The organism is Nitrospina watsonii (assembly GCF_946900835.1).
GTDB lineage: Bacteria > Nitrospinota > Nitrospinia > Nitrospinales > Nitrospinaceae > Nitrospina > Nitrospina watsonii.
Genome location: NZ_OX336137.1, coordinates 1,462,458 through 1,476,763, shown reverse-complemented (window position 1 = coordinate 1,476,763; position 14,306 = coordinate 1,462,458). Strand labels below are relative to the sequence as shown.

At 56.8% G+C, this 14,306-nt stretch carries 12 protein-coding genes; 5 read left to right on the top strand and 7 right to left on the bottom strand.

Features of this window, described 5'->3' with window-relative positions:
- Window positions 1-7: 7 nt before the first annotated feature.
- The 4 genes from plsX to xerD all read right to left on the bottom strand — a co-directional run bounded on the left by plsX (window position 8) and on the right by xerD (window position 3,072).
- Window positions 8-1,174 carry a phosphate acyltransferase PlsX gene (gene plsX, locus QML71_RS06770; RefSeq protein WP_282011159.1) on the bottom strand — a complete coding sequence of 389 codons (1,167 nt, stop codon included), beginning with the start codon at window positions 1,172-1,174 and terminating at the stop codon, window positions 8-10.
- Window positions 1,175-1,339: 165 nt separating this feature from the next.
- Window positions 1,340-1,522: a 50S ribosomal protein L32 gene (gene rpmF, locus QML71_RS06765; RefSeq protein WP_282011158.1), complete on the bottom strand. Its 183-nt coding sequence runs from the start codon at window positions 1,520-1,522 to the stop codon at window positions 1,340-1,342.
- Between the two features lie 12 nt (window positions 1,523-1,534).
- The gene (locus QML71_RS06760) at window positions 1,535-2,074 is read right to left on the bottom strand and encodes a YceD family protein (protein ID WP_282011157.1); all 540 of its coding nucleotides are present in this window, start codon (window positions 2,072-2,074) and stop codon (window positions 1,535-1,537) included.
- Window positions 2,075-2,193: 119 nt separating this feature from the next.
- Entirely contained in the window at window positions 2,194-3,072 is an 879-nt protein-coding gene (xerD, locus tag QML71_RS06755; protein ID WP_282011156.1) for a site-specific tyrosine recombinase XerD, read from the bottom strand.
- A 154-nt stretch (window positions 3,073-3,226) separates the two neighbouring features.
- Here xerD and typA point away from each other — a divergent pair, with 154 nt between their 5' ends.
- The 4 genes from typA (at window position 3,227) to QML71_RS06735 (ending at window position 8,019) form a co-directional block, all read left to right on the top strand.
- Entirely contained in the window at window positions 3,227-5,050 is a 1,824-nt protein-coding gene (typA, locus tag QML71_RS06750; RefSeq protein WP_282011155.1) for a translational GTPase TypA, read from the top strand.
- A gap of 148 nt (window positions 5,051-5,198) precedes the next feature.
- Entirely contained in the window at window positions 5,199-6,188 is a 990-nt protein-coding gene (gene fbp / locus QML71_RS06745; protein WP_282011154.1) for a class 1 fructose-bisphosphatase, read from the top strand.
- 51 nt (window positions 6,189-6,239) lie between these two features.
- Window positions 6,240-7,517 (top strand): histidine--tRNA ligase, encoded by a 1,278-nt coding sequence (gene hisS, locus QML71_RS06740; RefSeq protein WP_282011153.1) that lies wholly within the window; start codon window positions 6,240-6,242, stop codon window positions 7,515-7,517.
- Between the two features lie 70 nt (window positions 7,518-7,587).
- Window positions 7,588-8,019: a Fur family transcriptional regulator gene (locus tag QML71_RS06735; protein ID WP_282011152.1), complete on the top strand. Its 432-nt coding sequence runs from the start codon at window positions 7,588-7,590 to the stop codon at window positions 8,017-8,019.
- A 7-nt stretch (window positions 8,020-8,026) separates the two neighbouring features.
- Here QML71_RS06735 and QML71_RS06730 read toward each other — a convergent pair whose 3' ends face one another.
- A complete protein-coding gene (locus tag QML71_RS06730) occupies window positions 8,027-9,019 on the bottom strand; it encodes a formylglycine-generating enzyme family protein (RefSeq protein WP_282011151.1) in 993 nt (330 codons plus the stop codon).
- A 264-nt stretch (window positions 9,020-9,283) separates the two neighbouring features.
- Here QML71_RS06730 and QML71_RS06725 point away from each other — a divergent pair, with 264 nt between their 5' ends.
- Window positions 9,284-11,539, top strand: coding sequence for a tetratricopeptide repeat protein (locus tag QML71_RS06725; protein ID WP_282011150.1), 2,256 nt, complete (start codon window positions 9,284-9,286; stop codon window positions 11,537-11,539).
- Between the two features lie 301 nt (window positions 11,540-11,840).
- Here QML71_RS06725 and acs read toward each other — a convergent pair whose 3' ends face one another.
- Together acs and QML71_RS06715 are read right to left on the bottom strand one after the other, a co-directional pair.
- Window positions 11,841-13,814, bottom strand: a complete 1,974-nt coding sequence (acs, locus tag QML71_RS06720) for an acetate--CoA ligase (protein ID WP_282011149.1) — start codon at window positions 13,812-13,814, stop codon at window positions 11,841-11,843.
- A gap of 23 nt (window positions 13,815-13,837) precedes the next feature.
- Complete coding sequence (locus tag QML71_RS06715) at window positions 13,838-14,275, bottom strand: Lcl C-terminal domain-containing protein (RefSeq protein ID WP_282011148.1); 438 nt, start codon at window positions 14,273-14,275, stop codon at window positions 13,838-13,840.
- Between the last annotated feature and the right edge of the window lie 31 nt (window positions 14,276-14,306).

Genomic DNA, 14,306 nt, shown 5'->3' with positions numbered 1-14,306 from the left:
GTAAGAGTTACTTTTCCGGCTCTTCAGTGGGCTTCTTATCTTCCGTCGTTTCGATTTCTTCGGTGTCTGTATCGATATCGTCCTCAACCGGGGAAGGCTCGGCCTTATGAGGCACGCCACCGTTTTCGTCATGACCTGCCACAATCTCCTTGATGTGCTGCCAGAACGAACCTTTGCTGTCCAGATTGTATTCGATGTCTTCGCGGATATGCTGATTCACTTTTTTTTCCACGAACTCGTGGGCACGCAGGATGGCGTTCTTGATGGCTTTGGCGCTGGAACTGCCATGGGCGATGATGACCACGCCGTTGACGCCCAAGAGCGGTGCGCCGCCCTTCTCCGAATAGTCCACCGACTTTTTGAATTCGCGGAGCCGTCCCTTGAGCATCAGGTAGCCGATCTTCGGCACGATGCCGCTGGTAAACAGGGTCTTTAAATTTTTGCCGATCATCTCGGCCAGGCTTTCGCTGATCTTCAACGCCACGTTGCCGGTGAAACCGTCGCACACGATGACGTCTGCGTTGCCCCGGTACACTTCCTTGGCTTCCACGTTGCCGATGAATCGAATGTGCGACTTGGAAAGCCAGCGGAATGTTTCCTTGGTGACTTCGTTGCCTTTACCGTCTTCTTCGCCGATGCTCAACAGGCCGACACCGGGTTCCTCCATGCCGAGAATGTATTTTGCATAAACGTGCCCCATGATGCCGAACTGAAACAGTTGATTGGATTTGCAATCGACGTTGGCGCCGGCATCTAAAAGAATGGCGAAGCCTTTTTGCGTGGGCAGTTGAATGGCGATGGCCGGGCGGTCCACCCCTTTAAGCGGTCGCAGGATGATGGTGGAGTAGGCCAGTACGGCGCCGGTGTTGCCGGCGCTGATGAACGCCTCCCCTTCCCCGCTCTTGACCAGGTCCAGCCCCACTTTCATGGACGAATCCCTTTTGGATCGCAGCACCTTGCCCGGGCTTTCGTGCATTTCCACCACTTCGCTGGCGTGCCGGACTTCTATGGGAAGGTCTTTCGCATCTTCGTACTTGTCCAGTTCCTTCTGGATGGCGTCCTCAATACCAACGAGGATGACCGGAAACCCGAATTCGCGGGTCGCCAGGACGGCTCCCTCGACAACGGCTTCCGGCGCAAAGTCTCCTCCCATGGCATCGACGACGATTTTCATTTTGTATTTGCGCTCCTCCGGTCCTTCAAACGACCCTCAACGTTGCGACCAGACTGATTGGGGCAGGAATGGAATGCGCGAGGGCATTCCGCTTGGTCTGGGGTATGGCACTGTCTTACAAAAGCCCCTGTGCTTCGAGGAAGCAAACGCTTCCCGAATCACCGGTTATATGGCTTCCACCTCAAGCACTTCTTTATCCTTGTAGTAACCGCAGTGCGGGCATACGTGGTGGGGACGTTTGAATTCGTGGCATTGCGGACATTCTCCGAATCCCGGTGCAGTCAGGGAATCGTGCGCCCGGCGCATGCCTTTGCGAGACTTCGATGTTCGTTTCTTAGGTACTGGCATGATGGCTCCTGATTATTTCAGCTTGTCCTTCAGTTGTTTCAAGACGGCCAGCCGTGGGTCGATGTTTTCATCCCCCTCACACCGGCAGCCTTCCCGGTTCAGGGAAGCTCCGCATTGCGGGCAGATCCCCTTACAATCTTCCGTGCACAAATGGACCATTGGAAGACTCAACATAATCTGATCGTAAACAGATTGAGTCAAGTCAATTTTATGGTCTGTGTAATACTCAAGTTCTATGTCGGATTCGACCAGTTCCTGCTCCGCTTCCAACTCATCCGCATCCGGCGCCGGAAGGAATGAAGTCGTGACCGGAGTGTGAACATCCAGCCGGAACGGTTCCAGGCAACGCGAGCAGGTCATGTTCATGACCGTGGACACCTCACCAACCCAAAAAATATCATGGTTGGATCGGGTTAAACTGCCCGTCACCCGTACAGGTTCAGCCAGAGAGTTTTCTTCAGAATAGACGGCGAACTGATCCGCTGATTCTGAAAGATCCAATTCCAGAGGCCCATCCTCGGGTATGTCATCAATATCAATACTCAGACTCATGGCCGTCCCGTAAATTGCGGTCTGAATTGGACAGGAACCAGATAGGCGGGCAGGTAAATATCTCAAAATCTTAGCTTTAATAGACAAGCCCGTCAACAAAAAATTTGAGGTCCGCGCGCTCAGGCTCTGGGGTGATGCCGGTCCAGGATATCCCGCATTCTTTCCTGTAAAATATGGGTGTAGATCTGCGTCGTTGCAATATCTGAATGCCCCAGCATCTGCTGCACGGAACGCAAATCGGCCCCTCGTTCCAACAGATGCGTGGCGAAAGCATGGCGCAGCGTATGCGGTGAAACCTCGGCGGCAATCCCGGCCTGGCGGACATATTGCTTGAGCAGCTTCCAAAACCCCTGACGCGTCATGCGAACTCCGCGCCGACTCAAAAATAGATCATTATTAACATTATTTTTCAAATATTTAGGGCGTACTTCCTGAATGTATAACTTAACTTGTTGGCGAGCCGCATCTCCCATCGGGATCACCCGTTCCTTGTCGCCCTTGCCGAACGAGCGCAGATACCCAACTTCCAGATTGAGGTTGCCGGTCTTGAGGCCGACCAGTTCCGAAACCCGCAAGCCGGTGGCATACAATAATTCCAGCATGGCCCGGTCGCGTTGGCCCTGCGGCGTGCTCTCATCGGGAGCATTCAACAGCGCCTCCACATCCTGCAATGACAGAATGCCCGGCAGCTTGCGCCACAGACTGGGCGACTCCAGAATTTCCACCGGATTGACGTCCACCAGGTTTTCCTGCAACAGGAATCTGTAGAAGGCTTTCAGCGAAGACAGCACCCGGGCGAGCGACCTTGTGGCCAACCCCTTCTTTTTAAGGGACAAAAAATATTCGCGAATGGCCGAAGTGGTGATACAATGTAGAGTCTCGCCGGAGAAGGCGTCCAGAAAGCCGGATATGTCCCGCCGGTAGGCCGCCACTGTATGAGGGGAATGCCTTTTCTCGATCGTCAGGTACTCTACAAATTGCTTCAGGCCGGGATTCATTGAAACTCAAAATAAGTTTATTTTTATCAATAAGTTACGCTATAATTTGCGCATAATCAACTTTTAATCGAAACCTGCCCGGGTGCCCCCCACCCTCGCAATCGATGAAGTTCTCAATACCACCCCTTACTCTGCTTTACAGCGAACGGAACACATGAAAACGAATCACATTCGTAACATCGGCATCATTGCACACGTTGACCACGGTAAAACCACGCTCATCGATCGGCTGCTGGAGCAAAGCGGCATGTTTCGTGACGGCACGGAGCACAGCTCCTGCATCATGGACAGCAACGAACTGGAGCGCGAGCGCGGCATCACCATCTTTTCCAAGAACGCCTCCATCCTTTATCAGGGCCACAAGCTGAACATCGTGGACACGCCGGGCCACGCCGACTTTGGCGGCGAGGTGGAACGCATTCTAAAAATGGTCAACGGCGTCCTGCTGCTGGTGGATGCGGCCGAGGGGCCCATGCCGCAGACCCGTTTCGTGCTGAAAAAATCCCTGGAACTCGGGCTCAAGCCCATTGTCGTCATCAACAAGATCGACCGCCCCGGCGCCAATCCGAACCGCGCTGTCGATCAGGTGTTCGATCTGTTTGTCAATCTCAACGCCACCGACGAGCAACTCGATTTTCCGATTGTGTACACCTCTGCCAAGCTGGGTTTCGCCAAGCGCACGCTGGATTCCGAACCGGGCGACATGACGCCCGTGCTCGACCTCATCGTCGAGAAAGTGCCGGCGCACACCGGCGATGCCGAAGCCCCTTTTCAGATGCAGGTCACTTCGATCGATTACAACGATTATGTCGGCCGTATCGCCATCGGCAAAATCGAGCGCGGCCGGTTTTCCGCCACGGCGCCGTCCACGCTCATCCGGCGCGATGGATCCAGCGAACCCTTCAAATTGATGAAAGCCTACACGTATGAGGGCCTGAACCGGGTGGAAGTGCAGGAAGCCGGGGTCGGCGACATCATCGGCATCGCCGGCATGAAAGATGTCGATATCGGCGAGACCATCGCCGACAGCCAGCACCCGGAACCCTTGCCTTTGATCCGCATCGACGAACCGACCATGTCGATTTATTTTGCCGTCAACGACTCCCCGTTTTCCGGCAAAGACGGCAAATTCCTCACCTCCGGCCACCTGCGCGAACGTTTGCAGAAAGAAGTGAAATCCAACATCGCGCTGCGCGTTGAGGAATCGGCGGCAGGCGACAAGTTCAAGGTTTCGGGCCGCGGCGAGTTGCATCTCGGCATTCTCATCGAAACCATGCGCCGCGAGGGGTATGAGTTCAGCATCTCGCGCCCGCAGGTCCTGCTCAAGGAGATCGAAGGCAAGACCTATGAGCCGCTCGAGTTTGTGGTCATCGACGTGGAGGAGACGTATTCCGGAAAAGTCATGGAAGCCATGGGAACACGCAAAGGTTCTCTGAAGAACATGCTGCACATGGAAGACGGGCATGTGCGTCTCGAATACCATGTGCCGACGCGCTTTCTGTTCGGTTTCCAGTCCGATTTTTTAACGATGACCAAAGGCACCGGCACCCTGCAGCACACGTTCGAAGACTTCGTGCCCTTCATGGGCGGTTCCGCCAAACGCCTGCGCGGCGCCCTGATCGCGCTGGAAAACGGACAGACCACGGGCTACTCCATCTTCAACCTGCAGGATCGCGGCCAGTTGTTCGTAGGCCCCGGTCAACCGGTGTACACCGGCATGATCATCGGCGAAAACAACAAGGACAACGACCTGGTGGTCAACATCTGCAAAGAGAAAAAATTGACCAACATGCGCGCTTCCGGCTCGGACGACACGGTCATTCTGACGCCGCCGCGCGTCATGAGTCTGGAACAGGTGCTCGGTTTTCTGAATGAGGACGAACTCGCCGAGATCACGCCTCACAACATCCGCCTGCGCAAAAAGTTTCTGGATGAAAACGAGCGCAAGCGCAATTCCAAGACTCAAAAAGTAGCCTGAGCCTGAAAAAATCGATTCCGAATCCGGCATGATTGCAACGCGACGATTCCATTGAGGAATTCCGCCAAATCGGTTACAATCGCGCCAGTTCGACGGCCGTTGTTCCGAATCATTTCCCCATCGACAGCGCAGAAATTGAGTTTCAATTATGGATAGAACCACGCTGGTCCAATTCATCCGGAGGCAGGAGAAAATGACCCCGGGCGCAACGGGCGAATTCACCAATCTCATGAACGAGGTCCTGGTCGCTGCCAAGATCGTTTCCCTTCAGGTCAATAACGCCGGCCTGGGTGAAGACATCCTGGGCATGTCGGGCCGCGTCAACGTTCAGGGTGAAGAAGTGCAGAAGCTGGATGATTATGCCAACAGCATATTCATCAAGCTGGTGGGCGAGTCCGGCAACATCTGCGCCATCACCTCCGAGGAAAACGAAAAGCCGGTCATCATTCCGCCCGACCGCGCCGGAAAATACATCTTCATGGTGGACCCGCTCGACGGCTCGTCGAACATCGACGTGAACGTCAACATCGGCACCATCTTCGCCGTATACCGCAAGCAAAGCCCCGGATTGGAAGTGACCGATGACGACCTGCTGCAACCCGGCACCCAGCAGGTGGCGGCGGGCTACATCATTTACGGACCCAGCACGCTGTTCGTGTACACCTCCGGCAACGGGGTGCACAGCTTCACTCTGGACCCGGCCCTGGGCGAGTTTTTCCTGTCCACGCAGAACATGAAGATCCCCAGGCACGGTTCCACGTACAGCGTCAACGAAGGCAACTCGCAGAACTGGCAGGAGCCACAGAAAAACCTGGTCCATTATCTGAAGGAATGGGATGAGGCCACCGAGCGCCCTTACAAACTGCGCTACATCGGGTCGCTGGTTGCGGACTTCCACCGCACGTTGCTGAAAGGCGGCATCTTCATGTATCCCGGCGACAAGAAAAGTCCGCAAGGCAAACTGCGTTACGCCTTCGAAGCCGCGCCTCTGGCCATGATTGTGGAAAATGCCGGCGGCAAGGCGACGGACGGGAAACAGCGCATTCTGGATATCCGGCCCACGGACATCCATCAACGGGTTCCCCTGTACATCGGCAGTTCGGACGATCTGGACCGCGCCCACACACTGCTGGGCTGATCCCGCCGGTAGCACGGCGCTCACACCAACCCTTCGACCCTCGATCGTTTCATGAAAATTCAGAGCATACGCGGCGTCAAAGACATCCTGCCCGGTGAAATCGAAAAATGGCACAAGGTGGAAGCCGCCGCCCGGCGCGTGTTCTCCCCCTACGGATTCAAGGAAATCCGTCTCCCCATTTTTGAAAGCACGCACCTGTTCAAGCGCAGCATCGGCGAAACCACCGACATTGTCGAAAAGGAAATGTACACCTTCACCGATCGCGGCGGCGAGGAGATCACCCTGCGTCCGGAAGGCACCGCCTCCGTCGTGCGTTCCTACGTCCAGCACAAGATGCACGGCCAGAACCAACTGGTAAAACTGTATTACATGGGACCGATGTTCCGTTACGAGCGGCCGCAGGCGGGACGCTTCCGCCAGTTTTACCAGATCGGGGCCGAGGCGATGGGATCTGCCAGCCCCACCGTCGATGCGGAAGTGATGACCATGCTCATCACCCTATTCAACGAGCTGGGTCTCAACAACGTCGAATTGCAGATCAACTCCCTGGGCTGTCCCGAATGCCGCCCGCCTTACCGTGAACTGTTGAAAGACGCCATCCGCAAACACCTCGACGAACTGTGCAGCAACTGCACGCAGCGTTACGAACGCAACCCGCTGCGCGTGCTCGACTGCAAGGTGGATCGCGACCGCGAGATCGCGCTCGGCCTGCCGCGCATCTCCGACCACCTGTGCCAGGCCTGCCGGGACAATTTTGCCGCTGTGCAGGCCGCCCTCGCCGGCATGAACACGCCGTTCACCGTGAACAATCAGTTGGTGCGCGGCCTTGATTACTACACGCGCACGACCTTTGAAGTGGTCGGCAAGGAAGGTCTGGGGTCGCAGAATGCCATCTGCGGCGGTGGCCGTTACGACTCGCTGGTGGAAGAATTCGAAGGTCCGCCGACGCCCTGCTTCGGCTTTGCCGTCGGTGTGGAACGCCTCATTGCCACCCTGCCGGAATCCACCTGGCAGGACATCGTCCGCCGTCCAGATATCTTTGCCGTGCTGCTCGGCGACGCAGCCCAGCAGCAGGGGCATACGGTGATCCAGAAGCTACGCGCCCAGGGATGGTACGTGGAATTGGATTATGAGGGCGCCAGCATGAAAAGTCAGATGCGAAAGGCCAATCGCGAAGAGAGCCGTTTCGCGTTGATCATCGGCGACAACGAGATCCAGACCCAACAATTCGTTTTGAAAAACATGGGGAACGGAGAGCAGGTAACCCTCGACGCCGGCCAGTGCGTCGAACAAATTCGCAAACACCTCGACGTTCCAAAACCTGAATGAATCACCCCCGGCCCCGCAGTGGTTGACTCCCCGGGGACATAGTGCTAGATTTTCATGCGGGAGGCTTGCTATGAGTAATAAAGAACAGGAAGTTCTGGAACAGTACATTTCCCAGCACAACTTGAAAATCACCAAGCAACGCCGGGCCGTGCTGGAAGCATTTTTGAATTGTGAAGACCACGTCAGCGCCGAAGAACTTTACAAGATTGTTTCCAGCAAGGAACCGAAGATCGGCCTCGCGACCGTTTACCGGACGCTGTCCCTGCTGACCGAAAGCGGCCTCGCCGTGGAGCTGGATTTCGGCGACGGTCAGAAGCGGTACGAACTGAATTACGCCCACGAACACCACGACCACATGATCTGCACCGAATGCGGCAAGATCATCGAATTCCACAACGAAGTCATCGAAAAACTACAGGAAGAAGTCGCCAACAATCACGGCTTCAAAATGACCTCGCACAAACTCGATCTGTTTGGCATTTGCAGGGAGTGTCAGCAGTAGGAACGGCTCAGGGCTGAGCCGTTTGTTTCGGCGGGTTCGGAGAAGAGGTCTCCCCCTTCCCTTCATTCTTCACCTTCCGGACCTGTTGCGATTGCAGCAGCGTGTCCGCCGACACCACACAGCGGAACCCGATATAGTTGAACTTCTCATTCACCAATCCACCATACGTCGAAATTTTGGAATACACCCGGTTCTTCGGGTTCAGCCAGGTGCGATTGGTGGTGCGCAGGGCTCCTGCTGAGGAAACGATGGAACCGCCGCGAATGACTTTGTATTCTCCCGCATTGGGTCCGGTAGGATTGTCCAGCTTTTTGGACGGATAGACATTCTGCCACCAGTCCTCCGTCCATTCCCAGACATTGCCCATCATGTCGTACAGGCCGAACGCGTTGGGCTTTTTCTGGCCAACGGGGTGTGTGGTGTCCTTGGCATTGTCCGCATACCAGGCGTACTCGCCATCCATCACGTTGCCCCAGTAATAGCGGGTTTGCGTGCCGGCACGGGCGGCGTATTCCCATTCCGCTTCCGTGGGCAGCCGACAGGCGCCACTGTATTGCTTGAGGAATTTTTCGATGTCGAAGTAATTGACCTGCTCGACCGGATGATCCGGGCCGACGAACTTGGCGGGATTGTAGCCCATCACCGCCTCCCACCGCTCCTGCGTGAGCTCATACTTGTCCATGAAGAAATCCTGCACACACACTTCGCGCTCGAATTTCTCATCGACCTGGGCGTTGTTGTTGCCCATGATGAAGCAACCCCCCTTGATGAACACCATGCCCGCGGGGGCCAGGGCGGCGACCTTCTTATCCTCTTCCGTCAGTTGAACCGGCTCCACCCGCTTCGGGGCGACGGCTGATTCGGGGCCCGGCCCGGCCTGCTGTTCAATTTCTGCAACGGAAAGCGCCTCGCTCTCCTCGCTGTCGGGGGCGTCTCCCTGGGAACAGGAAGCAAGAAGCAGGCAGGCTGCAAGCGCCAATAAGAACTGGGAAAAACGCATCGTATAAGCTGGGAAATAGGCAAAGCGGAAATGATAACTCAAAACGACCTACAGACCAATCTATTTTAGCAAGGCGAGGGAAATGATTTAAATGGTAATTTAATAAACCTTTAAAGCTAAAATTTGACCCCGGAATGCCGATAGGAGAAGAGACGAAACACTCCATGGAAGTATGTTATGCGGTCATTGTATCAAAAATCCGGTGCGCGTGTTGCGGTAATCGCCCTCCTGTGCGGAATGCTGGGAGCCGGCGGATGCCAGTCCATGCCTTACGACTTGTCCCTGCCCGTACTGGAGTTGCCGCGCCTGCCGATCCGTCTCAATCTGGCTCGCGCCGAGGCCCCGGAAGCGCCCGAGCCGCTGCCCGACCACGAGCGCTTTCTGGAGTTTGCTCTCGTCCAGTACCAGGCCAACCAATTTGCCGTGGCCGAGTTCTACCTCAAACGCAGTCTCATTCTGGAGCGCGACAACCCCCGCGCCCTGCAGCTTTTGCCCTGGGCTTATTTTTTCCAGAAACGCTACCACAAGGCGCTGCTGGCGTTTGAAAAAGCCCATGCCGCGTTCCCGGACGATCCCCGCCCGGTCATCGGTCTCGGCTGGTGTTACTTCAGCTTGCAGGAGTACCACCATGCTCTCGAAAAATTCGAACAGGCCTTGCAACGGGATCCGGAATCCGAGCAGGCGAGAAAGGGCATCGGCTTCGTGCACTGGATGCTGGACCATCCCGGCCAGGCGGAACGTTGGTTGCGCAAAGTTTATTCGTGGCACCAGTGGGACCGCTTGCAGGCAGACTGGAAACGATGGCAACCCCAATCGCCCCGGCAGCCGGTGGAGGTGGCGCCTCTCGACTGGAAACAGCAATCCCTGTTCACGCCGATCGTCGAACAGCCGCGTTACCCTTCCATTCTGTTCACGCACCCGGACTGGAAACCACAACCCGCCGTGGACAACGCCTGGCGGCTGTACAACAAAGAGTTTTATGAGGACGCGCTGAAAGCCTTCCGTGCGTTGCCAGAACCGGTCAACCAGACGCTGGACGCGCAGAACGGACTGGCCTGGAGCCTGCTCAAAACGGGTCATTTGCTGGAAGCGCAGGATATATTCCGCACGCTGAAAGCGAGTCACTCCGGCTATCCCGGCGTCATCCACGGCATCGCTGCGCTCAACACCGCATTTGAACAGAAGTCGCGGTTCGCGCGCCACTACCTCGACCTCGGCAAGCACCGGATCGCGGAAACCCACATCCAGGAATTGAAGGAAGCCTACCCGCAATGGTCCGTGCCCTACAGCATGCTGGGCTGGGTGCACCTGAAACGCGGCGAGGAACAACGCGCACTCGAATGGTTCAATACCGCCATGCAGTACAACCCGGGAAGCGACGATGCCATGGCGGGCCTGCGTCAGTTCGATCACCTGGAACTGGCCAAGGTGTTTCAGGGCGACCAGGCGTTGAACGCGGGTGATTACAAACGCGCGTCCTATCTCTATTACGAATACATCCGCAAACACGCATCGGCGGAAGCCCTGCCGCCCCTGCTGGCCCGCGCCTACAGCGGCATGGGGTTCAGCCAGTACCACAAGCGCCGCTATGACCTCGCCCTGTTCAATTTCCGGAAATTGAGCGGCGTGCCCTACATGGAGTTCGAGCGCAACAAGGGATTGGGCCTGACCTATTATGCGCTGGGCCGGTACGACAAGGCGGTGGACCACCTCATCGTCGCCGATGCCCTGCGGCCGGACCAACCGGACCTCATTCAGAAACTCGACTGGGCCGTGCTGCGCAGCTGGGATGCCGAAACCGCGCGCGATTACCTGGCGGCCAAGACCCGGCAAAACCCCCTGCGCCCCACCCCGTACCTCGGACTCGGCTGGGTGTATTACAAAACCGGGCGGCCCAACCTCGGCATCGAATACTTTTTGAAATCCATCGACCTCGACCCGGATATCATCCAGACCGTGGAATTCCGCGATATGTTGCAGGCGGAACGCTTCGGCTGGCAGGTGTACAACGAACTGGGCTGGAAGTATTACCACCGTGATGAAGCCGGCAAGGCGCTGCAATTGTTCTCGCTGGCGCTGCAACGGCGGCCGCGTTCTTCCGAAGCGATGAAGGGATTGGGCTACGCTTACCTCAAGTTGGAACAATACGACCGGGCGGCGGCGATGCTGAAGCAGGCCATCAAACGCAATCCGAATACCCACCCGGTGCGCATCACGGTCGCCGGCCACGAACCCGGCACGCGGGTCGATATCTGGACCAGCACGCGCACGCAACTGGCGCGGGCGCTGTACGCACAGGGACGCTTCCGGGACGCGTTGCGGTGGTTTTTAGCGGAATATGAACGCAATCCGGGCTGGACGGAAGTGCACGACGGGCTGGGATGGACCTATCTGAAGCTGGAACGGCTGGCGGAGTCCAGACAGGCCTTTTTGCGGTCGCTGGACCTGCAACCGGTCAACCCCCATTCCCACGAAGGCCTGAAAAGCGTCAAAACGCAGATGGCGCGACGCAAAATGTGATCCGGGGCGAACCTGTTGCAGGGGTCAAAACGGGTTTTCAGCCTGTGGAAAAGTCCTGTGGAAAGCGCTCTAATAACAAGGAATTCAAAAATTTCAATTGACAGCGCCTGCACCTTGGTATATCGTATTTAACATTCCAAGATTTTACAGCTCAATACATTTGGGGAGGAGGGGAAGCCTTTCTCTTTTCGCCGTTTAGCGAAGAGTCATGGAGTTGAGACTTCAACTCCATGATCCCACATTCCTCACTTTTGCTCTATCCCGCCTGTTTTCAGGACTTCTTCGGATTCTCCATCACCATTCAGATTTTGCGGTAACTTTCCTTGAGTTGATCGACCACTGACGGATCGGCCAGCGTCGAGGTATCGCCCAACTGATCGCCTTCATCGGCGGCAATCTTGCGCAAAATGCGGCGCATGATCTTGCCCGAACGCGTCTTCGGCAATCCCGGTGCCCAGTGGATGACATCCGGCGCGGCAATAGCGCCGATCTCGTTGCGCACGAAATCGATCAGTGTCTTTTTCAACCCATCCTCATACTCCATCCCATCCATCAGGGTGACGTAGGCGTAGATGCCCTGCCCTTTTATGTCGTGCGGGAACCCGACCACCGCCGCCTCCGCCACCTTCTCATGCAGAACGAGGGCCGACTCCACCTCGGCGGTACCGATGCGGTGCCCGGAAACGTTGATGACGTCGTCCACCCGGCCCGTCACCCAGTAATAGCCGTCCTTATCGCGGCGGCAGCCGTCGCCGGTGAAGTAGTAGCCGGGATACATCTTGAAATAGTTTTCCTCGAAGCGTTCATGGTCGCCGAACACCGTGCGCATCTGTCCGGGCCAGGGCCGGGAGAGCGCCAGCACGCCGCTGACGTCGTTGCCCTCCACCACTTTCCCCGTCTCCGCCTCGATGACCACCGGCACCACGCCGAAAAACGGGAAGGTCGCCGAACCCGGCTTGCAGGGCGTCGCACCCGGCAGGGGCGAGATCAGGATGCCCCCGGTCTCGGTCTGCCACCAGGTATCGACCACCGGGCAGCGGCCGCGACCGATGTGTTTGTGATACCAGCGCCAGGCTTCCGGGTTGATGGGCTCGCCCACCGACCCCAGCACCTTGAGCGTGGACAGATCGTACTTCGCCGGGATGTCTTCGCCGTGCGAGATGAGGGCGCGGATGGCCGTCGGCGCGGTGTAGAACTGCGTCACCTTGTGCTTGTCCACCACCGCCCAGAAACGGCCGGCATCGGGATAGGTCGGGATGCCTTCGAACATGATCGTGGTCGCGCCATTGGCCAGCGGTCCATAGACGATGTAGGAATGGCCCGTCACCCAGCCGATGTCGGCGGTGCACCACCAGATGTCGCCGTCTTGGTAATCGAAGATGTACTTGTGCGTGAGCGCGGTGAACATCATGTATCCGCCGACGTTGTGTTGCGCGCCTTTCGGTTTGCCGGTCGAGCCGGAGGTATAGAGGATGAACAGCGGGTCCTCCGCGTCCATCTTCTCCGGTTCGCAGTCCGGGGAGGCGTCTTTCATTTCGTCGTGCCACCAGAAGTCGCGGCCCTTCTGCATGGCGGTCTCCAGTTTGTCGCCGACACGCTGGACGACGATGCACTGTTTGATGTCCGTGCCCTGTTTCGACGCCATCTGCATTGCCTTGTCGGCATTCTCTTTCAACGGCACCGGTTTCTTGCCGCGGAAGCCGCCGTCGGTGGTCACCAGCAGCGAACAGGAGGAATCGACAATGCGGTCGGAAAGCGACGTCGGTGAGAAGGCGCCGAACACGATGGAGTGGACGGCCCCGATGCGGGCGCAGGCCAGCATGGCAATGGCCAACTCGGGGATCATCGGCATGTAAATGGAAATACGGTCGCCCTTCTTTGCGCCGTGCTTCTTGAGCACGTTGGCGAACTTGCAGACCTCTTCATGCAACTGCTTGTAGGTCAGCGTGCAGTCTTCATCCGGTTCGTTGCCTTCCCAGATGATGGCCGTCTGATCGCCACGATCTTTCAGATGGCGGTCGATGCAGTTGACGGTGATGTTGGTCTTGGCACCCTTGAACCACTCGATGAAAATCTTGCCGTTCTTGACGTTGTAGTTGTGGTCGCAGACCTTATCCCACTTCTCGTACCAGAAGAACTGTTCTGCCTGCTCCGCCCAGAAACCTTCCGGGTCGTTGATGGAGCGATCATACATCTCCTTGTACTCATCCATATTTTTGATCCAGGCCTTTTTGGCCAGGTTTTCCGGAGGGCTGTAAAGTTCGTCATTGCTCATCGCACAACTCCTCTTGTTTATTCTCAATCGCCGGGGGATGTATGAATGCGGACCGCACGGGCCGCCTCGGACAAGGTCCACAGTCCGTCTGGATAGTCCAGAGTGCCTTCACGGATATTGAACACGCTGGTACGCAACCGTCCATCCACGAGTTTGATGATCATGGAAAAACCGCAACCGGGTTCAAACCGGTCGCTGATATGCACTGTCTTGCCGAATTTATCAGTGAGCGACAACGACTCGTCGTACAAGGTCTGTGCCTCGTCCTGCGTCGGCAACCGCCAGTCATCGAACCCTGCAAACCCCTGTTCGCGGAGCTCGCGAACGTAGTCGGCGCTGTCCTGGTAGTTGACCCATTTTTTGAGATCGATCATGGTGTCCGTCTTCTTCCACATCAGGCCGGTTTTCCGGTCTGTCACCGTGCCGTCTCCATTGTCTATAAACCGGTCCGTGTCACCCATGGGCAAGTCGTTTCCGTTTCCTGAAAAGTGA